Below are 19,548 nucleotides of genomic sequence, written 5' to 3'. Positions count from 1 at the left end.
CCGATCCAGGCCCGCGGCAGCCGGACCTGAGGCCACTCCGGGAATCACCTCAGGTTCGACTCCCGTCGAACCGGGGGCGGGAACGGTCCCAGTAGGCTCGTCGGGTGAGTGAGCACCTGATCCTCGACACGGCCGGTCCGGTCGCCACCCTGACCATCGACCGGCCCGCCAAGCGCAACGCGATGAGCTACGACATGTGGTCCGCGCTGCCCTCCCTGCTCGACCTCGTGCGCCACGACGACGAGATCCGGGTGCTGGTCCTGCGCGGGGGCGAGCACTTCTCGGCGGGGGCGGACATCGGCGAGTTCTCGACGCTGCGCAAGGGCGCGGACGGCGCGGCGCGGTACGGCGAGGCGGTGCACAACGGGGAGCGGGCGATCGCGACGCTGGGCAAGCCGACGATCGCGGCGATCTCCGGGTTCTGCATCGGCGGCGGCTGCGAGATGGCGCTGGCGTGCGACATCCGGATCGCCGAGGCGGGCGCGCGGTTCGGCATCACGCCCGCGAAGCTCGGCATCGTCTACAACTTCACCTCCACCAAGCGGCTGGTCGAGGCGGTCGGCCCGTCGTGGGCGAAGCAGATCCTGTTCAGTGGCGAGATCATCGACGCGTCGACGGCGCTGCGGATCGGCCTGGTCAACGAGATCCACGAGGCCGAGGCGGTCGACGCGCGGGTGCGCGAGCTGGCGATGACGATCGCGTCGCGGGCCCAGGTGAGCCTGCGCGGCGCTAAGACGATCGTCACCGGCATCACCGACGGCATGCACGAGGAGGACGAGGCCGTGCGGGCGCTCTACGACGAGGCAGTGCACAGCGCCGAGTACGCCGAGGGAGTGGCGGCGTTCCTGGAGAAGCGGGCGCCGCGGTTCTGACCCGGTCCGGGGAGCCCGCGGGCTCCCCGGAACCGTTGCGGGTCAGACGTTCGCGGTCTCCGCGGCGATGGTCGTGCTGTCGCCGTGTCCGGTGTGGACGATCGTGTCCGGCGGCAGCGGGAGGAGCCGGGCCTTAATCGACGCGACGATCGTGTCGAAGTCCGAGTAGGACCGGCCCGTCGCGCCGGGGCCGCCGTTGAACAGCGTGTCGCCGGTGAACACGACACCGAGCGACGGCACGTGGAAGCAGACCGCGCCGGGCGCGTGGCCCGGCGTGTGCAGCACGTGGACGTCCCCGCCGCCGACGGTGATCACCTGCCCGTCCGCCAGCTCGCCGTCCGGCGCGCGGTCGGGGTGCGTGAGGTCCCACACGACCCGGTCGGCCGGGTGCAGCAGCACCGGGGCGCCGGTGGCCTCGGACAGCGCCGGGGCCACCCGCACGTGGTCGTCGTGCGCGTGCGTGGCCAGGATCGCCACCACCCGACGGCCGTCCACGACCTTGAGGATCGCGTCCACGTCGTGCGGGGCGTCGACCACCACGCACTCGGCGTCGTCGCCCAGCACCCAGACGTTGTTGTCCACGTCGAAGGTCTGGCCGTCCAACGAGAACGTGCCGGAGGTGACGCCGTGGTCGACCCGCATCAGAAGACCACCACCGAGCGCAGCACGTCGCCCTTGTGCATCTTCTCGAACGCGCCCTCGACGCCGTCGAGCGGGATCTCCTCGCTGACGAACGCGTCGAGGTCGAACCGGCCCTGCAGGTAGAGGTCCACGAGCATCGGGAAGTCGCGGCTGGGCAGGCAGTCGCCGTACCAGCTGGACTTGAGCGAGCCGCCGTGGCCGAAGAAGTCGATCAGCGGCATCTCGATCTTCATGTCCGGCGTCGGCACGCCGACCAGGACGACCGTGCCCGCCAGGTCGCGGGCGTGGAACGCCTGCTTCCACGTCTCCGGGCGGCCGACCGCGTCGATCACGACGTCCGCGCCGAAGCCGTCGGTCAGCTCCTTGATCGCCTCGACCGCGTCCACCTCGCGGGCGTTGACGAAGTGGGTGGCGCCGAAGCCCTTGGCCCACTCCAGCTTCCGCGGGTCGGTGTCGACCGCGATGATCTTCGCCGCGCCCGCCAGCCGCGCGCCCGCCACCGCGCCGTCGCCGACACCGCCGCAGCCGATGATCGCGACCGAGTCGCCGCGGCCCACGTTGCCGGTGTTCATCGCGGCGCCCAGACCGGCCATCACGCCGCAGCCGAGCAGGCCGACGGCGGCCGGGCGGGCCGACGGGTCGACCTTCGTGCACTGGCCCGAGTGCACCAGGGTCTTCTCCGCGAACGCGCCGATGCCGAGGGCGGGGGACAGCGCGGTGCCGTCCTTGAGCGTCATCGGCTGGGCCGCGTTGTGGGTGTTGAAGCAGTACCACGGCCTGCCGCGCTTGCACGCCCGGCAGGCCCCGCACACCGCGCGCCAGTTCAGCACGACGAAGTCGCCGGGCTCGACGTCGGTGACGCCCTCGCCGACCTGCTCCACGACACCCGCGGCCTCGTGGCCGAGCAGGAACGGGAAGTCGTCGTTGATGCCGCCCTCGCGGTAGTGCAGGTCGGTGTGGCAGACCCCGCAGGCCTGGATCCTCACCACCGCCTCGCCGGGGCCGGGGTCCGGGATCACGATGGTCGTCAACTCGACCGGCAGCCCCTTGCCCCGAGCGATCACACCGCTGACTTCCTGCGCCACTTTTCGTCCTCCGTCTTTCGCCGTGCGCCGTCGTACTGCTCGGTCAGCCCATCAGTCGTTCACCGTCGAAGACTGCCAGTTCCTCGCGGTAGAACTCGATCCCCACGCCGTTGGGGTCGCGGAAGTAGACGCTGTCCTCGACACCGCGGTCCGGGCCGAGGTACTCGACGCCCTCGGCCTCGAGCTTGGCCTTGCCCGCGGCGAACTGCTCGGCCGACACCGACAGCGCCAGGTGCTGCACGGCGCCGATGGTCTCCTGGTAGTCCGCGTGGTCGTGGCCGGGGAAGTCGAAGAACCCCAGCAGGTTGCGGTTGCCGATGTCGAAGAAGAAGTGGCTGGACCCCGCGTAGTCGCGGTTCTCCACGAGCTCGACCAGCGGGAACCCCAGCAGCTCCTGGTAGAACTTGATCGTCGTCTCCACGTCGCGGCAGACCAGGGCGATGTGGTGCACGCCCTGCGTCGGCGCCAGGCCGCGGTCGGCGAGCGGCTTGAGGTACTTGCCCCTGAGCTCATCGCGGTGGGCCCGGATGCGGTCCAGCTCGGCGCCCTCTGGCTGTGGCATTACGTGCTCCCTCGGTCGCTGGTCGTGCTGCCACCGGCCATGGTAGTTGCGCGTTCAAGTTCTTGCCGGACCGTCGGTCGTTGCGCAGCACGCACAGCGTTCCGTCACACGCAACAAACTGCGCCCACCGTGCCCTCCTGTCAAGACCGCAACCGGGTCACGACGAGAAGCGCCCGTTCCGCGAACGGAACGGGCGCTTCGGTGGTGGTGGGAGGCGGTCGCGGTCGGCCCAGCCGACTCGGTCGGCTCAGTTGTCCATGTCGCGCTTGTCGCCCGGCCACTCGCCGGTGAGCTTGTCGAACCCGGTGGCGCCGCCGCGGTCGATCGCGGCCTTGACCAGGCCGAAGATCGCGCCCTGCACGGTCGCGGCGATCAGCACCTCGCTCCACTTGCGGTCCTGCTGCGTGGCGCTGGGCGCTTCCTTCTCGCCGGTGGCGAGCTTCCAGACCTGGCCGAACGCGGCGCTGGCGAGCACGCCGCCCAGCACGCCGACGAGCATGCCCAGCGGCTTGTAGAGGAGCTTGTTCATCAGGCCCTCCCGCGCCGGGTGAGCTTCCACAGCACGAACAGGACGGCCGCGATGACGGCTCCCGTCACGGCCGGGTGCTTGCGGGCCTGCTCGACGCGCTGCGCCACCGGCTCGGGCAGCGAGTCGACGACCTCGGCCGCCTTCTCCTTGGCCTGGTCCACCTTCGCGGTCACCTGCGGCGGGATCGCGTCGGCCACGTGCGAGGCGGCCTCGCCGACCTTGGCCTTCGCCTGGTCGACCTTCTCGGTCACCTGGGGCGGAAGCGCGTCCACGGCCTGTGCCGTCGCGGTGGCGGCTTTCGCCTTCGCCTGCTGGGCCTTGAGGTTCACCTGCGCGGGCAGCGCGGCGGCGGCCTCGGTCACCTTCTCCTTGGCCTGCACCGCCTTCGCGGCTGCCGCGTCCTTGGCGTTCACCGCCGCCTCGGTGGCCTTGTCCTTGGCCTGCAACGTCTTCTCCTTCGCCCGCGCGGGCACGTCCACCTTGTGCACGAGTGCTTCCACCGTGTCACCGAGGTCCTGCCGCGTCTTCTCTATGTCGGCGCGCAGCGCCGCCGGGTCGGTGGGGACTTCCTTGCCGCTCATCGGTGTGCCCTCTCGCTGACCGTGGCGATGTCCTGCTTCACGCCCTGGATGGCCTCCTCCGGAACGGGAGGGGTGCCCTTGTCGATCTGCTTCTTGCCCACCAGGGCGACGATGCCGGCGATCACGAACACGCCGACCGCGACGACGAACGCCGCGAGCCAGGGCGCCATCACCGTGGCCAGGAGCAGCACGAGTCCGGCGATCAGCGACATGACGCCGAACCACGCGAGCACACCGGCCCCGCCGAACAGCCCGGCTCCCACGCCGACCTTCTTGCCCTTGGCCTGCAACTCCGCGACCGCGAGCTTGATCTCCTCCTGGGCGAGCCTGCTGACCTGTTCCGACAGCTTGCCCACGAGCTGTGCGGTCGACGCTTCCTGCACACCGCTGTCCATGACCGCCTCCTCTCTGACCGGCGGTTACCCCCTGTTGAGACGAACCAACCACCCCGGTGTGGTGAACCTCGGCAGTGGTTGCCCGACGGGCATGGGCGGCACAACGCGTGATGGGGCTCGTCGGCTTTCCGGTCCTTTGTGGACAACGTCGGGTCGACGGCGGTCACGCTGCGGGGAATGGTGAAGTGGCCGGTGCGGCAAGATCTGCGGCACAGCGGCGGGGTCGATCGTGTTTCCGGTGCGGGGTGACAAGAGCAAGGCGAGCAGGTCGTCGGAGCGCGACCGGGTCGCGCCGCCAAGGGGCGCCTGCGCGATGGGCGGCGACCGGGATCCGTGACCCCGGTCGCCGCACCGCTGACTACTCGGCGGGCGCCTGCTGCGCCTCCGCCTCCTTGCGGACCTCGTCCATGTCGACCTTGCGGGCCTGGTCGATCAGGTCCTCCAGCGCGGCCTCGGGCAGCGCGCCGGGCTGCGCGTAGAGCACGACGCCCTCGCGGACGATCATCAGCGTGGGGATGGACCGGACCTGGAAGGTCGCCGCCAGCTCCTGCTGCGCCTCGGTGTCGACCTTGCCGAACACGATGTCGCCGTGCTTCTCGGACGACTTGTCGTACACGGGACCGAACTGGCGGCACGGACCGCACCACGAGGCCCAGAAGTCGACCAGGACCATGTCCGAACCACCGACGACCTCGTCGAAGTTCTTCGTGGTCAGCTCCACCGTGGCCATGTGTCCTCCTAGCTCGACAGCAGTCCTTCTGCCCCGTTCAACGAACGAACGGGCCACAGGATTCCCCGGTTCATTTCAACTCGCTGTGGACTTCTTCAACAAGGAGTTGTAGCTTTTCGCCACCACACCTGGAGGCGCCGTGTTGATCCGAAGGTTCGCCATGACCGCAGTCGCGCTGTCCACCCTCGTGGCCTGCGCGAACCCGGACGCGGCCCCACCCGCCGCGTCCGGTGGGGCCAAGCCGTCGACCGAGTCGATCGTGTCCTCGGTGAAGAAGGACGACGCGCTCGCGGCCGGTCTGCCGCCCGCGATCGTGTCCGCCGGCACACTGAAGGTCGGCTCCAACATCCAGAACCCGCCGAACAACTTCTACGCCGAGGACGGCAAGACGGCGATCGGGTCCGAGGTGGACCTCGCCAAGGCCATCGCGGCCAAGCTCGGCCTCAAGGTCGAGTACAGCGACATGGCGTTCAGCTCGTTGATCACCAGCCTCCAGTCCGGCCGGATCGACATGACGATGGCCGCGATGAACGACACCGCCGAGCGCCAGCAGGCGATCGACTTCGTCGACTACTTCACCTCCGGCATCACGATCATGGTCCAGAAGGGCAACCCCAGCTCGGTCAAGGGCCCGGACGACCTGTGCGGCAAGGGCGTCGCGGTCAACCTCGGCAGCAGCCAGGAGGCCTACGCCAAGGAGCAGAGCACGAAGTGCGTCGCCGCGGGCAAGGGCGAGGTGACCGTGACGGCGACCGACAGCGACACCCAGAACCAGAACCAGCTGCGCACCGGCCGCGTCGCCGCGATCCTCAACGACCTGCCGACCGCCGTGTACGTGGCGCAGACCGCGGGCAAGGGCGAGTACTTCGAGGTCGTGAAGGCCGACCCGATCAACGGCGGCCCGTACGGCATCGGCGTGAACAAGGACAACCCGCAGCTCAGCAAGTCGATCCAGGCGGCGTTGCAGGCGCTCGTCGACGACGGCACCTACACCAAGATCCTCGAGTCCTGGGAGGTCTCCCAGGGGGCGATCTCGAAGGTGACCCTCAATGGCAAGTGAGGACCTCCAGGTCGTCCCGATCCGGCACTGGGGGCGCTGGGTCGTCGGCGCGCTGATCCTCGGGCTGCTCGCGCTGCTCGGGATCGCGCTGGCCGACGCGCAGATCCTCTACGAGGACGTGCCCGGCTTCTTCACCCACGAGATCATGCTCGGCGGCCTGGTGAACACCGTGATCCTCGCGGTGTGCGCCCAGGCCGGGGCGATCGTGCTCGGTGTCGTGCTGGCGCTGCTGCGGCGCTCGCCCAACCCGGTCGCCCGCTGGTTCGCCTGGGGCTACATCTGGCTGTTCCGCGGCCTTCCGGTGCTGCTGCAGATCCTGCTGTGGTTCAACCTCGCGCTGGTGTTCAAGTTCATCTCGATCCCGGTCCCGTTCACCGACGCGTTCGTGCTGCACGAGCCGACCAACGTCATCATCACCGCGTTCGTCGCGGCGCTGCTGGGCCTGGGGCTCAACGAGAGCGCGTACATGGCGGAGATCGTCCGGGCCGGGCTCAACAGCGTGGACCCCGGCCAGATCGAGGCGGCCAAGGCCATCGGCATGACGCCCGGCAAGACGTTCCGCCGGGTCGTGCTGCCGCAGGCGATGCGGGTGATCATCCCGCCGACCGGCAACAACTTCATCAACATGCTCAAGGGCACGTCGATGGCGTCGGTGATCGGGTTCCTCGAGCTCATCCACGCGGCCAACCGGATCTCCTCGGGCAACCTGGAGATCATGGAGACGCTGATCGCCGCCGCGCTCTGGTACCTGATCGTCGTCAGCGTCGCGAACGTCGGCCAGTACTACCTGGAACGCGCCTACGGGAAGGGTGTGCGGTGACCGAGCCGCTGGTGCGCGCCCACGGCGTGCGGAAGTCGTACGGGTCCACGGAAGTCCTCAAGGGCGTCGACCTGACCGTGGACGAGGGGCAGGTCGTCTGCCTGCTCGGGCCGTCCGGCGCGGGCAAGAGCACGTTCCTGCGCTGCGTGAACCACCTGGAGACCATCGACGCGGGCCGCATCTGGGTCGCGGGCCACCCCGTCGGGTTCGTGCTCAAGGGCGGCAAGCTGCACGAGCTGCCCGAACGCGAAGTCGCCACCCAGCGCCGCGACATCGGCATGGTGTTCCAGCGCTTCAACCTGTTCCCGCACCGCACCGCCATGGAGAACGTGACCGAGGGGCCGATCCAGGTGCTCGGCCGCAAGCCCGCCGAGGCCCGGCGGGAGGCGTTGGAGCTGCTGACGCGGGTCGGTCTCGGCGACCGCGGCGGCGCGTACCCGCGCGAGCTGTCCGGCGGGCAGCAGCAGCGCGTCGCGATCGCCCGCGCGCTGGCGATGAAGCCCAAGGTCATGCTGTTCGACGAGCCGACGTCCGCACTGGACCCCGAGCTGGTCGGCGAGGTGCTCGACGTCATGGTCGCGCTGGCCCGCGACGGCATGACGATGATCGTCGTGACGCACGAGGTCGGGTTCGCCAGGGAGGTCGCGGACCACGTGGCGTTCATGGTCGACGGGGCCGTCGTCGAGTCCGGGTCGGCTCGGGAGGTGTTGGACAATCCGCAACATCAACGCACTCGGCAGTTCCTCGCAAAGGTGCTCTAGGTGACCAACCGCATCCCCTCCTCGTACTCCGTCCAGTTCCACGAACCGGAGGGGTACCTGGACTTCGGCCGGTTCGGGCCGCCCTCCCACGCCGTGGTCGACACGTCGACGCGGCTGCTGGAGGCGTCCGCCGCCGCCGGACCCTCCACGGTCGACGACCTGATGCGGCAGGAGCTGCGGGCGAAGGCCGCCGCCGCCCGGCTGTGCCGCAGCGACACCGACCACGTGACGCTGCTGCCCAACACCAGCACGGGCCTGTTCCAGGTCGCGCTCGGAGTGACCGGCGAGGTCGTCGTCTCGGCGGCGGAGTTCCCGGCCAACACATACCCGTGGCAGCGGGCGGGCCGCGCGGAGGTGCGGTGGATGCGCCCCGACCGCGGCTGGGTGACCCCGGAGGCGGTGCACGAGGCGCTCACCCCGGCGACCACCGCGGTGTCGGTGAGCGCCGTCGACTTCCGCACCGGCTACCGCGCCGACCTGGCGGGCATCCGCGAGGCCGTCGGCGACCGGCTGCTCGTCGTGGACGGCATCCAGGGCTTCGGTGTCGTCGACGAGCCCTGGGAGGTCGCCGACGTCCTCGTGGTCGGCGGTCAGAAGTGGCTGCGGGCGGGCTGGTCCACCGGGTTCATGGTCCTGTCCGACCGCGCGCTGGAACGCCTCGACCCGCTCATGTCCGGCTGGACCGGCGCCCTCGACCCCGGCCTGTTCGACGACGACGTCCACCCCGTCGCCGAGGGCGCGGCGGGCTGGTCCATCACGAACCTGAGCCCGGTCGCCGCGGGTGCGCTCGGGCACGCGCTGGAACTGGTGGAGCTCGGTGGTGTGCAAGCCATCGGCGCCCGCATCGCCGCCCGCCTCGACGAGCTCACCGACATCATCCGCGAAGCGGGCGGCACGGTCGTGTCCGCCGAGGACCGGCGCGCGGGCATCCTCGCCTTCACGCTGCCCGACCACCCCGCGTCCGTGGTCGGCTCGGCCCTGGTCGCCACCGGCGTGACCGCGACCGTCCGCCCCGAGCACGTCCGCCTCACCCCGCACGCCTCCACCACCCCGGCGACCATCGCCCGCTTCGCCGCCGCCCTGCGCGAGGTGCGCCGCCCGGTCTCCGTCGCCCACCGCGAGATCGAACAGGCCTCCGGCGGCTCGGACGTCCTGGCCGCACTGGTCCCCACCGTCAACAGCCTGGCCGCCGCACTCGGCGCGGGCACCGAGGTCGTCCTGCACGACCTCGGCGCCCTCCCCAACTCCATCGTCGCCATCGCGGGCGACCTCACCGGCCGCGAGGTGGGCGGCCCGATGACCGACCTCCTGCTCGGCCTGGTCCGACGCGGCACCACGCAGGACCTCACCAACTACGAGACCTACGCCCCCGACGGCCGCGTCATCCGCTCCTCCACCGTCTTCCTGCGCGACGCCGACGGCGTCGCCGTCGGCTGCCTCTGCGTCAACAGCGACCAAGCCGCCACCGGCCGCGCCGAACGCGTGGTCGAAACCTTCCCCGGCGACGTCGACACACTCCAACGCCTCCTCGTGGAACGAGCCGTCGCCGATGCCACCGTCCCCGTGGAACTGATGAAGAAAACCCACAAGTCCCAAGTGGTCAAGGTCCTCGACGACGCCGGCTACTTCCTCATCAAGGACTCCGTCGACCACCTAGCAGGCGCCCTGGACGTCACCAGGTACACGATCTACAACTACCTCAACGAGATCAGAGGCACCGCCAAAACTTAGAAAGCAAGCAACACCAAGCAACACCAAGCAAAACCAACGCAAGCAACACCAACCAAACCAACGAAAGCAAGCAACACCAACGAAAGCCTACTGCAGCAAGGAAGCACGCAACCTCAACCGCAGCACGCAACCGTGGTCGATTTGACTTGGGGTTTTTGGGCTTACAATGAGTCGGCGGGCAGGCTCTACCACCTGCCCTTTTTCGCCCGACGAAGCCCAAAAAAGGGGCCCCAAGTCAAATCGACCACACCCCCGCACAACTAGCGCCCCGCACAACTGGCAACTGGTGGCCTACACCGCCCGATAAGGCGCCAGATCCACCATCTGCGCAGCAGCCCCCACCGCTGCCAACAACCGAACATCCGGCACCCCCTTCCTCACCATCAACAACCGATCCAGCCCCAACCCCAAAGCCACCCCTCCCACCTCCACAGGCACACCCGCCCGATCCAGCACGTGCCGCGCCACCCGCCCGCACCCTCCGACCTCCACCCACCGCCCGTCCACCAGCACATCGACATGCGCTGCTTCCTCGACGTAGGGGTACGAGTCCGGGATCAGCCGAACCGTGACGCCCGGCAAAGCCCCGCGAACGGCGCGCACGACGAGGTCGCCCACGTCGTGGACGGTCCGGCCGAGCCACCACAGGTCGAGCTGGTGCGGTGCGCGGATGTGCAGGCGGTCGACCGGGTCGTCGCGGTAGATCGCTCCAGGGCAGGCGAGCAGCACGTCCCACGGCCCGCCTTCGGCGGCCAGGGCGCGCAGGGCGGGCGGCACCATCGCGGAGGTGTGCGTGCGCAGCAGCAGCCCGGTCGGACTGCCCTCCGCCGGGCAGCCCAGGTTCGTGTAGTTGTCGGCGACGGTGGTCACCGGGTCCTCGCGCACCACCCGTGTGTCCGCGGTGTCGCGGACGGCGGCCAGGACGTCGTCGAGGATCAGCTGGATGGCGTGGGGACCCTGTGCGGGGTCGGTGAGGTCGCGGGAGAGCAACATGGTGGATTCCCATCTGGTGGAGTGGACTGGCGGGGGACTCCCCTCGGCCGGTCCGTCACCGGGAAACCGCTCAGCGCACGCCGACGACCCCGGCGACCGGTGCTCCCGGCCGGGGGTGGCTAAATCGACGCGCTGCGTGCATGCGTCAACGGTAGCAGTGGGATCAAGCATGATGTGCGCATGCTGACGAACAAGGGCGCGGACTTCGGGGAGTTCTGGACCGAGCGCCACCTGTGCACGCTCACCACCGTGCGGGCGAACGGCACCCCGCACGTGGTGCCCGTCGGTGTCACGCTCGACGTGGAGGCGGGGGTCGCGCGGGTGATCACGTCCGGCGGGTCGCACAAGGTGCGGCACGTCCTCGCCGCGGGCGAGGAGGGCGCGCGGGTCGCGGTGTGCCAGGTGGACGGACGCCGGTGGTCCACGTTGGAGGGGCGCGCCTTCGTGCGGCGCGAACCGGAGGCCGTCGCGGACGCCGAACGGCGCTACGCCGAGCGGTACCGGACGCCGCGGGTGAACCCCGAGCGCGTCGTGATCGAGATCCGGGTCACCAGAGCGCTGGGGACCGTGTGATCGCCGTCGCCGTGGTCGGCATCGGGGTCGACGGCTGGGAGGGCCTGTCCCCGGCCGCCAAGGCCGAGGTCGAGGCCGCGCAGGTGCTGATGGGCAACGCCCGGCAGCTGGAGATGGTGCCCGGCGGTTTCGAGCGGGTCACCTGGCCGTCGCCGATGCTGCCCGCGCTGCCCGGCCTGTTCGAGACCCACCGGCACCGCCGCGTGTGCGTGCTGGCCAGCGGCGACCCGATGTTCCACGGGATCGGCTCCACGCTGGTGCGGATGCTCGGCGCCGACCGCGTCCGGGTCGTGCCGCACCCGTCGTCGGTGTCGCTGGCGTGCGCCCGGCTCGGTTGGGCGGTGGACGACGTCGAGGTGGTCAGCATGGTGGGCCGCCCCGCGGAGCTGCTGCACCCGGTGATCCACCCCGGCCGCCGCATCCTGGTGCTCGGCTCGACCCCGGCGTCGGTGGCCGACCTGCTCGCCGAGCGCGGGTACGGCGACAGCAAGCTGACCGTGCTGGAACGCCTCGGCGGGCCGGGGGAGCGGGTGCACACCGACCTGTCCTACGTGGACCCGCTGCACGTGCTGGCGGTCGAATGCGTTGGCACGAAGGTGCTTTCGCGGGTGCCCGGCCTGCCGGACGACGCCTTCGAGCACGACGGCCAGATCACCAAGCGCGAGGTGCGGGCCATCAGCCTGGCCCAGCTGGCGCCCGCGCCCGGCCAGCTGCTCTGGGACGTCGGCGCCGGTGCGGGCAGCATCGCGATCGAGTGGGCGCGCGTGCACCCGTCGTGCCGCGCGATCGGCGTCGAGAGCCACCCCGAACGCGCCGAGCGGATCGGCCGCAACGCCCGCGCCCTCGGCGTGCCGGGCGTGCACGTCGTGGTCGGCAAGGCACCGGAGGCGCTGGAGGACCTGGAACGCCCGTCGGCGGTGTTCATCGGCGGCGGGCTCACCGCGCCCGGTGTCCTCGCGGCCTGCTGGGACGCCCTGCTCCCCGGCGGCAGGCTCGTGGCCAACGCCGTGACCATGGAGTCCGAGACCGTCATCGCGGCCTGGCACCCCCGGCTCGGTGGCGACCTGACCAGGATCGCCGTCAACCGCGCCTCGCCGGTCGGCGGCTTCACCGGCTGGCGCCCGCACATGCCGGTCACCACTTGGGCCGTGACCAAACCGGTCGACTGACCTCTACGGCTGGGTCGTGGTCCGCCGGGGTGCTCCGACGGACCACGAGCCGTGTGGCTAGGCGGCGATCCCGATGCCGCTGATCCGGCTCCACGCGCACTCCTGCGCCGCGGTCAACGCGGGCCAGTCAAGGCCGCCCGGCCGGGGCCGGACCTTCGTGGCGAACGGCGCGGGCCGGAACTCCGGGTCGTAGGAGCACCCGGTGCCGTAGGTGGTGTCGAACGCGCCGCACGAGCCCGCGACCGACCGCGGCGTCGGCTTGCGGCCGGTGCGCACCCACGCGTCGAGCGCGGAGATGGACGCGGCGTACTCGGAGTCGCTCAGCTCGCTGTGCTCGCTCTCGGTCGTGAACGTCTGCACGAGGTTCCGCTCCCCGCCCGCGCCCTGGAGGGTGGCGCGGTAGGCGGACTCGTTCTCCACGAACACCTGCGGGTCATCGATCGCGTGCAGCGTGAGGACAGGCACGGACACTTGGCCGGTCAGGTCGCTGTCGTAGGACAGGTCGCGGCGCGCGGTGGGGTCCGGCGAGAACCGCTCCACGCCCGCGTTGAGCGCCGCGTCGTCGTGCGAGCCGTCGTAGCGCACGTCGCGGTTGCCGAACGGGTTGCGCCCGCCGAGCCGGTTGGACACGACGTCCTGGAAGAGGAAGGTCGCGTACTGCAGGTGGATGTCCAGCGTCCGCTCCGGGAGGCGGGTGACGGCCAGGATGTCGTCCAGGTCGCGCTGCTGCTCGGGGGTGCGGGCGGCGGCGTCCTCGATGCCGGTGCACTCCTGGAGGCGGGCGTGCACGTCCTCGGGGCTCAGGGTGGAGTCCGCCGGGAGCCCCTGCCACAGCGGGTACTGCGGTTCGGTCGGCCGGGGGAGGTTGCGGCAGTAGTACTGGTAGACCACGCGCAGGTCCACGCGGGGGTCGTACCCGCGCGACCCGCCGCCCAGCAGGCCGTTGGTCAGCAGCACCCCGTCGTAGGTGCCCGGCTGCCTGCCGTAGGTCTCGGCGACCTTGGCCGCCACGTTGCCGCCCCACGACTGGCCGTGCAGGTAGGTGCGCTCCGGCCTGCCGAACCGCCGGGTGAACAGCCTGCGCGCGTTGTCGGTGTCCGCGGCGGCCATCCTGACCCCGTAACCGCCGCGCCGGTAGGACGACCCGACCCAGGCGTACCCCTGGTCGACCATCACCGCCCACCGCCGGAGGTCCTCGACCGGGCTCGACCCGTCGTAGGCGAAGTCGGGCCCGCCGTGGGCGTGCACGACCAGGGAACCGTTCCACCGCTTGGGGATCGCCACCGCGTAGTAGGCGCCGTCGGGGTCCTGGCCCGTGTAGCAGGTGGCCTTCTCCACCAGGCCGACCGGGCAGACCCCGGCCGCGGGTGGCGTGCTGCGCGCGTCGGCCGCGGGCGCGCTGACCACCGCGGCCGTGAGCACGACCGCGAGCACCGCCCCGCCGCGACGGGGCGAAAGCCATCGGGGACGACGCGGGCGTGCGACAGGTGTCTTCAAGAATCACTCCATTCATCCGCTACAACCTATAGCAAGCTGATTAAGCTATAGCATACGAATCGGGCCTCGGTGGCGACGTGGGGCCGTCACCTGCGCTTCCGTCGACCGGGTCAGGGGTGGGGGCGTCCGCCGGATCGGGCACGATGGCGCCGGGGCTCCTCGTGGACGTGCTGCCGGGGAGCTGGACCCCGCCCCCGTCCGGAGAGGAGCGGGCGCGCCCCCGACGGCCGCGCCCAACACCCCATGACCGTCCACTTCATCGGCGCCGGACCCGGTGCCGCCGACCTGGTCACCTTGCGCGGAGCCAAGTTGATCGCGTCATCGCCGGTCTGCCTGTACGCGGGCGCGTTGGTCCCCGTCGAACTGCTCGACCACTGCCCGCCCGGCGCACGCCTGGTCGACACCGCGAACCTGACCCTCGACGAGATCGTCGCGGAACTGGTGGCGGCCCACGACTCCGGCGCGGACGTCGCCCGCCTGCACTCCGGCGACCCGTCCGTCTTCAGCGCCATGGCCGAACAGATGCGCCGCCTCGACGCGGCCGGCATCCCCTACGACGTCACACCCGGCGTGCCCGCGTTCGCCGCCGCCGCCGCCTCGCTCAAGCGCGAGCTCACCGTGCCGGGCGTCGGCCAGACCGTCGTGCTCACCCGCACCTCCGCCCGCGCCACCCCGATGCCGCCCGGTGAGGACCTGACGACCTTGGGTACCTCGGGCGCGACAATGGTCTTGCACCTGGCCGTGCAGCGGATCGAGGAAGTGGTCGCGGAATTGATCCCGAATTACGGTGCGGATTGTCCGGTGGCCGTTGTCGCGCGTGCGAGCCGTGATGACGAGGTGGTGTTGCGGGGTAGTTTGGCGGATATCGCCGGACAGGTGCTCGCCGCCGATATCCGCCGCACGGCGGTAATTGTGGTGGGCCGAGTTCTGGGCGCCACCCAGTTCCTGGACAGCCACCTGTACTCAGCCGAACGCTGCCGCCCCTGAGCCCTGAGCCCTGAGCCCTGAGCCCTGAGCCCTGAGCCCCGAGGCCTGAGCCCCGAGGCCTGAGCCCCGAGGCCCAAGCCCCGAGGCCTGAGCCCTGGCGTGATGCGGTGAGCCCCGAGTCCTGGCTCGGTGTGCACGCCGAGCCAGAACTGTTCAGGAGCCGGGGCCCGACCCGACCGGTCATGGAGCGGTGCAGGTCGGGCGACTTGCGCGGGCTGCCGCACCTGGCCTGGTCAGCAGGCGATCATGGCACCGTTCCCGGCCAGCAGCGTGTCCTTGATCCAGCCCTGCTTCCCGGTGCTGTTGTCCCGCGCGTGGCTCCACGTGCCGTCCTGGCCCGGTTTCCAGCAGTGCAGGGTGACGGAGTGGCTGGTCTGGGCCTGGCCCACCGATGTGCAGGTGGTGCTGGGGCCGGTGCGGATGTTGGCGGCGGTCAGGACCAGCTTGCCGGTGCGGTTGTCCTGGTTGGACCAAGTGTTGTCCGGGCAGCCTGCCTGCACCGACACGGCTGCTTCCCCCGGCGGCGCGGCGAGTGCGGTCGCCGCGCCGGACATGAGCAGAGCGGCCGCGACGGACAAAGCCGTGATCGACCTGGAAACGAGTTCCATTCTGGATTCCTCCCCCTGTTGCCGCTGGAGAGGCCCCAGAGAATCCCCCGATTCATCCCCTCCAGCTGCTATTGAGATTTCCAGCGGGACCGCAGGGTGTCAATGACACGATAGTGCGATCCGCGAATATCCTGTCCCGGTGATCCTGATCCTCGGCGGCACCGGTGAGGCGCGGCGGTTGGCGGCGGAGCTGCCCGGTCTGGTGGTGTCGTCGTTGGCGGGGCGGGTGGCGGAGCCGCGGCTGCCCGAGGGCGCGGTGCGGGTCGGCGGGTTCGGTGGGGTCGACGGGCTGGTGGAGTGGTTGCGCGGCAACGGGATCACGGCCGTGGTGGACGCCACGCACCCGTTCGCCGCGCGCATCACCGCGAACGCCGTCGAGGCCACCGCGCGGGTCGGGATCCCGTTGCTGGTGCTGCGCCGCCCAGGGTGGGCGCCGGAGCCCGGTGACGACTGGAGGTGGGTCGGTTCGCTGGAGGAGGCCGCGGCGGGCCTGCCGGGCGGCCGGGTGTTCCTCACCACCGGCAGGCAGGACGTCGGGGTGTTCGCCGGGTGCCCCCAGTTCTTCCTCGTGCGCTCGGTCGACCCGCCGGAACCCCCGCTGCCGCAACGGCTCCACGTGCTGCTCGACCGGGGACCGTTCACAGTGGACGGTGAGGTGGGGCTGATGCGGGAGTACCGGATCGACGTGCTCGTGACCAAGGACAGCGGGGGTGGGCAGACGGCCGCGAAGCTGGTCGCGGCCCGGTCGCTCGGCCTGCCCGTCGTGGTCGTGCGCCGCCCGCCCGCCCCGGCCGCGGAGACCGTGGACTCGGTCGCCGCGGCCGTGGCGTGGGTCAGGCGGGGTAGCGGCGGGGCGTGAAGACCTGGCCCTTGCCGGTGATCCGGGTCGTGGTCGAGCCGATCAGCAGCAGGCAGCGCATGTCCACCACCGCGGGGTCCAGGTCCGCCAGCCGCACGACCACGATGCTCTCCTGAGGGCCGCCGACGTCGCGGCCGATCACGACCGGGGTGTCCGGGGACCGGTGCGCCAGCAGGAGGTCCCGCGCGGCCTCGACCTGCCACGTCCGGCTGCGCGACGCCGGGTTGTAGACCGCCAGCACCAGGTCCGCCCTCGCCGCGGCCTCCAGCCGTCCGGCGATGACCTCCCACGGCTTGAGCCGGTCCGACAGCGACACCACGCAGTAGTCGTGTCCCAGCGGTGCGCCGACCCGGCTGGCCACCGCGTGCGCGGCGGTCAGCCCCGGCAGCACGCGCACCGGCACGGACGAGAACTGCTCCTCGTCGCCGACCTCCAGCACCGCGCTGGCCATCGCGAACACGCCGGGGTCGCCGGAGGACACGACGACCACCCGCGAGCCGGACTTGGCCAGGTCCAGGGCGAACGCGGCGCGCTCGGCCTCGACCCGGTTGTCCGACGGGTGCTTGCGCTGGTGCGGGTTCGGCGGCACGCGGTCGAGGTAGGGGCCGTAGCCGACCAGGTCGTCCGCCGACGCCAGCGCGGCCCGCGCCTCCGGCGTCAGCCACTCCCGCCCGGCGGGTCCGAGACCGACCACGACGACCTCGCCGACGGTCGTGCGCTCCCGGACCACGCTGGGCAGCACCGCGAGCGAGAAGTACGGCACGGTGTCGGGGTCCACTTCGGACAGCGGCGCCGTCCGCTGCTTGCCGGTGGTGGCCCGTTCCACGTACCACGCGTCGTCCAGCCGCCCGGCCGCCTCCAGCGCCGTGCGCACGCCCTTGAACGTGCGGCCCAGCTTCATGACCGCGGCGGAGTCGGTGTGCGCCAGGTGTTCGGCGAGCACGTCCGGCGGCAGCGTGCCGGGCAGGATCGTCAGCACCTCGTCGCGCTCCACCAGCGGCCTGCCCAGCACCGCGGACCCGGCGCTCACCGACGTCACGCCGGGCACGACCTCGGTCGGGTACCGGTCGGCCAGCCGCTTGTGCAGGTGCATGTAGGAGCCGTAGAAGAACGGGTCGCCCGCCGCCAGCACGACCACGTCCCGCCCCGCGTCCAGGTGCGCGGCCAGCCGCGCGGCGCACTCGACGTAGAACGCGTCGATCTCGCCCTGGTAGTCGTCGGAGTCCTCGGTCGTGACCGGGTAGACGAGCTGCTCCTCGACCTGCCCTTCGCGCAGGTACGGCGCCGCGGTCGCCCGCGCGATGCTCCGCCCGTGCCGCGCGCTGTGGAACACGACCACGTCGGCGGCGCCGATCAGCCTGGCCGCCTTGACCGTGACCAGCTCCGGGTCGCCGGGGCCGACTCCGACGCCGTACAGCGTGCCCGTCATTCTTCCTCGCTCGCGATCGCGTTGAGGGCCGCGGCGGCGATGGCGCTGCCGCCCCGACGTCCGCGCACGACCAGGTACTCCAGCCCGAGGTCGTTGGCGGCCAAGGCCTCCTTCGACTCCGCGGCACCGATGAAGCCGACCGGGACGCCCAGCACGGCGGCGGGCCTCGGGGCGCCCGCGTCGATCATCTCCAGCAGTCGGAACAACGACGTGGGCGCGTTGCCGATCGCGACGACCGACCCCTCCAGGTGGTCGCGCCACAGCTCCATCGCCGCCGCGCTGCGCGTGGTCTCCAGCCGTGCGGCCAGGTGCGGAACGCGGCTGTCGCCGAGCGTGCAGACCACCTCGTTGTCGGCGGGCAGCCGCTTGCGGGTCACGCCCGCCGCGACCATGGTGGCGTCGCAGAGGATCGGCGCGCCCGCCAGCAGCGCGGCGCGCGCGTTCGCGACCGCGTCGGCGGAGAAGGCGATGTCCCGCACCAGGTCGACCATCCCGCAGGCGTGGATCATCCGGACCGCCACGCGCGCGACGTCGGCCGGTAACCCGCCGAGGTCCGCCTCGGCGCGGATCGTGGCGAACGACCGGCGGTAGATCTCGGCGCCGTCCTGGAGGTAGCTCGTCAACTCGTCTCCTCGTAGCCGTCGCCGGTCGCGACGAACTCGATCACGTCTCCGGACGGTCGTCCGCAGCGTCGGGCGCAGCCCGCCCAGTGCACCGGTCGGGTGTGGGGCGTGCCGAGCCAGTTCCGGGCGTCGGTCCGCACGTCGGCCAGCGACTTCGCGCAGCCAGGCCGTCCGGTGCAGGCCGTGACGCCGTGCCAGGGGGAGTCGGGGTCGGTGATCAGCCCGAGCCCGGTGAGGTCGGGCGAGCCGGGCAGGACCAGGCCGCGCCACGGCGTGAGCCGGACGGGGAAGCCGGCGAGGGCGGCGGCCTGGCGGGCGTCGAGGCGGCCGAGCGGAGCGCCGACGACGAACCGGTCACCGGCCGGGCCGGGCGGCGGGGGAGTCGTGCCGACGGTGCCGGGGGAGGCCGTGGGGGTGCCCAGGGCGGCGGTGATCCGGGCCACGAGGTCGGGCACCTCGGCCAGTCGCCACGCCGTCCCGCGTTCGGCGGCGAAGATCCGGGCGGCCTCGACCACGGCGGCCACCGGGTCGTCCACCCTGAGTCCGGTGTCGCGCCCGGCGAGCAGGAGCGCGTCGTCGACCAGGCCGATGTCGGCGCCCAGTCCGGCGACCTCGGCGCCGACCGTGACGAGGAAGCGGCCGGGCAGGTCGGCGAGCTCGGGAGTGGCGCAGATCGCCCTGTCGAGCGCGTCGACGACGGCCTGGGTGTCGTCGGAGAGGGGCGCGGCGATGATGTTGCGCACACGTTCGTGGGTCAGCGACGGCAGCAGACCCGCCTCGGCCATGCGGTCGCCGAGCTCGAACTGGGCCCCGTCCGCCAGTCCGCGGATCTGGAAGTTGGCCCGCGAGGTGAGCTCCAGCTGACCGTCACCCAGCTCGGCCGAGGCCGTCACGATGGCCCTGAACTGGACTTTCGTCAGAGTTCCGCCCGGAACCCGGATGCGCGCCAACCCGCCGTCGGCGGCGGGGTGCACGTCGATAGCGCCTGGACAGGCGTCGGCGTGGGTTCGCTCCGTTGGCACGCGCCGGATGCTACGTGACG

22 protein-coding genes are annotated in these 19,548 nt (G+C 71.4%); 9 read left to right on the top strand and 13 right to left on the bottom strand.

All coding sequences use genetic code 11. From position 1 onward, the window contains the following. Positions 1-104: 104 nt before the first annotated feature. On the top strand, positions 105-872 hold the full coding sequence (locus CLV43_RS22475; protein WP_106189202.1) for an enoyl-CoA hydratase/isomerase family protein: 768 nt from the start codon (positions 105-107) through the stop codon (positions 870-872). Positions 873-914: 42 nt separating this feature from the next. Here CLV43_RS22475 and CLV43_RS22470 read toward each other — a convergent pair whose 3' ends face one another. The 7 genes from CLV43_RS22470 to trxA form a co-directional block, all read right to left on the bottom strand. Further along, positions 915-1,514 carry an MBL fold metallo-hydrolase gene (locus tag CLV43_RS22470; RefSeq protein WP_106189201.1) on the bottom strand — a complete coding sequence of 200 codons (600 nt, stop codon included), beginning with the start codon at positions 1,512-1,514 and terminating at the stop codon, positions 915-917. Further along, a complete protein-coding gene (locus CLV43_RS22465) occupies positions 1,514-2,599 on the bottom strand; it encodes an S-(hydroxymethyl)mycothiol dehydrogenase (RefSeq protein ID WP_106189200.1) in 1,086 nt (361 codons plus the stop codon). The genes CLV43_RS22470 and CLV43_RS22465 overlap by 1 nt, the downstream gene beginning before the upstream one ends. Positions 2,600-2,642: 43 nt before the next feature. After that, positions 2,643-3,161: a VOC family protein gene (locus tag CLV43_RS22460; protein WP_106189199.1), complete on the bottom strand. Its 519-nt coding sequence runs from the start codon at positions 3,159-3,161 to the stop codon at positions 2,643-2,645. Positions 3,162-3,408: 247 nt separating this feature from the next. After that, positions 3,409-3,690 carry a DUF4235 domain-containing protein gene (locus CLV43_RS22455; RefSeq protein ID WP_106189198.1) on the bottom strand — a complete coding sequence of 94 codons (282 nt, stop codon included), beginning with the start codon at positions 3,688-3,690 and terminating at the stop codon, positions 3,409-3,411. Beyond that, entirely contained in the window at positions 3,690-4,271 is a 582-nt protein-coding gene (locus tag CLV43_RS48545; RefSeq protein ID WP_106189197.1) for a DUF3618 domain-containing protein, read from the bottom strand. Before CLV43_RS48545 ends, CLV43_RS22455 begins: the two co-directional genes overlap by 1 nt. Then, complete coding sequence (locus CLV43_RS22445) at positions 4,268-4,666, bottom strand: phage holin family protein (RefSeq protein ID WP_106189196.1); 399 nt, start codon at positions 4,664-4,666, stop codon at positions 4,268-4,270. Before CLV43_RS22445 ends, CLV43_RS48545 begins: the two co-directional genes overlap by 4 nt. Before the next feature lie 358 nt (positions 4,667-5,024). Continuing rightward, positions 5,025-5,396, bottom strand: coding sequence for a thioredoxin (gene trxA / locus CLV43_RS22440; RefSeq protein ID WP_106189195.1), 372 nt, complete (start codon positions 5,394-5,396; stop codon positions 5,025-5,027). Between the two features lie 160 nt (positions 5,397-5,556). Here trxA and CLV43_RS22435 point away from each other — a divergent pair, with 160 nt between their 5' ends. From CLV43_RS22435 to CLV43_RS22420, 4 genes are read left to right on the top strand one after another with little or no spacing between them, the layout of a single operon-like run. Continuing rightward, positions 5,557-6,456, top strand: a complete 900-nt coding sequence (locus CLV43_RS22435) for an ABC transporter substrate-binding protein (RefSeq protein ID WP_106189194.1) — start codon at positions 5,557-5,559, stop codon at positions 6,454-6,456. Beyond that, positions 6,446-7,276: an amino acid ABC transporter permease gene (locus CLV43_RS22430; protein WP_106189193.1), complete on the top strand. Its 831-nt coding sequence runs from the start codon at positions 6,446-6,448 to the stop codon at positions 7,274-7,276. The genes CLV43_RS22435 and CLV43_RS22430 overlap by 11 nt, the downstream gene beginning before the upstream one ends. Then, a complete protein-coding gene (locus CLV43_RS22425) occupies positions 7,273-8,037 on the top strand; it encodes an amino acid ABC transporter ATP-binding protein (protein WP_106189192.1) in 765 nt (254 codons plus the stop codon). The genes CLV43_RS22430 and CLV43_RS22425 overlap by 4 nt, the downstream gene beginning before the upstream one ends. Then, positions 8,038-9,768 (top strand): aminotransferase class V-fold PLP-dependent enzyme, encoded by a 1,731-nt coding sequence (locus tag CLV43_RS22420; protein WP_106189191.1) that lies wholly within the window; start codon positions 8,038-8,040, stop codon positions 9,766-9,768. 291 nt (positions 9,769-10,059) lie between these two features. On the opposite strand, the gene CLV43_RS22415 is transcribed toward CLV43_RS22420, so the two are convergent. After that, positions 10,060-10,761 (bottom strand): tRNA ligase subunit PheS family protein, encoded by a 702-nt coding sequence (locus CLV43_RS22415; protein WP_170155967.1) that lies wholly within the window; start codon positions 10,759-10,761, stop codon positions 10,060-10,062. A 180-nt stretch (positions 10,762-10,941) separates the two neighbouring features. Here CLV43_RS22415 and CLV43_RS48540 point away from each other — a divergent pair, with 180 nt between their 5' ends. Continuing rightward, entirely contained in the window at positions 10,942-11,334 is a 393-nt protein-coding gene (locus tag CLV43_RS48540) for a pyridoxamine 5'-phosphate oxidase family protein (protein ID WP_106189189.1), read from the top strand. After that, positions 11,331-12,503, top strand: coding sequence for a precorrin-6y C5,15-methyltransferase (decarboxylating) subunit CbiE (cbiE, locus tag CLV43_RS22405; RefSeq protein WP_211304475.1), 1,173 nt, complete (start codon positions 11,331-11,333; stop codon positions 12,501-12,503). Before CLV43_RS48540 ends, cbiE begins: the two co-directional genes overlap by 4 nt. A 57-nt stretch (positions 12,504-12,560) precedes the next feature. On the opposite strand, the gene CLV43_RS22400 is transcribed toward cbiE, so the two are convergent. Next, complete coding sequence (locus tag CLV43_RS22400) at positions 12,561-13,937, bottom strand: alpha/beta hydrolase family protein (protein WP_211304474.1); 1,377 nt, start codon at positions 13,935-13,937, stop codon at positions 12,561-12,563. Positions 13,938-14,243: 306 nt separating this feature from the next. Here CLV43_RS22400 and cobM point away from each other — a divergent pair, with 306 nt between their 5' ends. After that, positions 14,244-14,987: a precorrin-4 C(11)-methyltransferase gene (gene cobM, locus CLV43_RS22395; RefSeq protein ID WP_106189186.1), complete on the top strand. Its 744-nt coding sequence runs from the start codon at positions 14,244-14,246 to the stop codon at positions 14,985-14,987. Between the two features lie 233 nt (positions 14,988-15,220). On the opposite strand, the gene CLV43_RS22390 is transcribed toward cobM, so the two are convergent. Then, entirely contained in the window at positions 15,221-15,595 is a 375-nt protein-coding gene (locus CLV43_RS22390; protein ID WP_106189185.1) for an SH3 domain-containing protein, read from the bottom strand. Positions 15,596-15,737: 142 nt separating this feature from the next. On the opposite strand from CLV43_RS22390, the gene CLV43_RS22385 reads away from it, so the two are divergent. Beyond that, the gene (locus CLV43_RS22385; protein WP_245886863.1) at positions 15,738-16,454 is read left to right on the top strand and encodes a cobalt-precorrin-6A reductase; all 717 of its coding nucleotides are present in this window, start codon (positions 15,738-15,740) and stop codon (positions 16,452-16,454) included. On the opposite strand, the gene cobJ is transcribed toward CLV43_RS22385, so the two are convergent. From cobJ to CLV43_RS22370, 3 genes are read right to left on the bottom strand one after another with little or no spacing between them, the layout of a single operon-like run. Beyond that, on the bottom strand, positions 16,429-17,883 hold the full coding sequence (cobJ, locus tag CLV43_RS22380) for a precorrin-3B C(17)-methyltransferase (protein WP_106189184.1): 1,455 nt from the start codon (positions 17,881-17,883) through the stop codon (positions 16,429-16,431). The genes CLV43_RS22385 and cobJ overlap by 26 nt on opposite strands. Further along, positions 17,880-18,506 (bottom strand): precorrin-8X methylmutase, encoded by a 627-nt coding sequence (locus CLV43_RS22375; protein WP_106189183.1) that lies wholly within the window; start codon positions 18,504-18,506, stop codon positions 17,880-17,882. The genes cobJ and CLV43_RS22375 overlap by 4 nt, the downstream gene beginning before the upstream one ends. Beyond that, the gene (locus tag CLV43_RS22370; RefSeq protein WP_106189182.1) at positions 18,503-19,528 is read right to left on the bottom strand and encodes a hypothetical protein; all 1,026 of its coding nucleotides are present in this window, start codon (positions 19,526-19,528) and stop codon (positions 18,503-18,505) included. The genes CLV43_RS22375 and CLV43_RS22370 overlap by 4 nt, the downstream gene beginning before the upstream one ends. Positions 19,529-19,548: the final 20 nt, after the last annotated feature.

The sequence above is a fragment of the Umezawaea tangerina genome, assembly GCF_003002815.1.
Classification (GTDB): domain Bacteria; phylum Actinomycetota; class Actinomycetes; order Mycobacteriales; family Pseudonocardiaceae; genus Umezawaea; species Umezawaea tangerina.
This window is presented reverse-complemented; position numbering and strand designations above follow the sequence as displayed.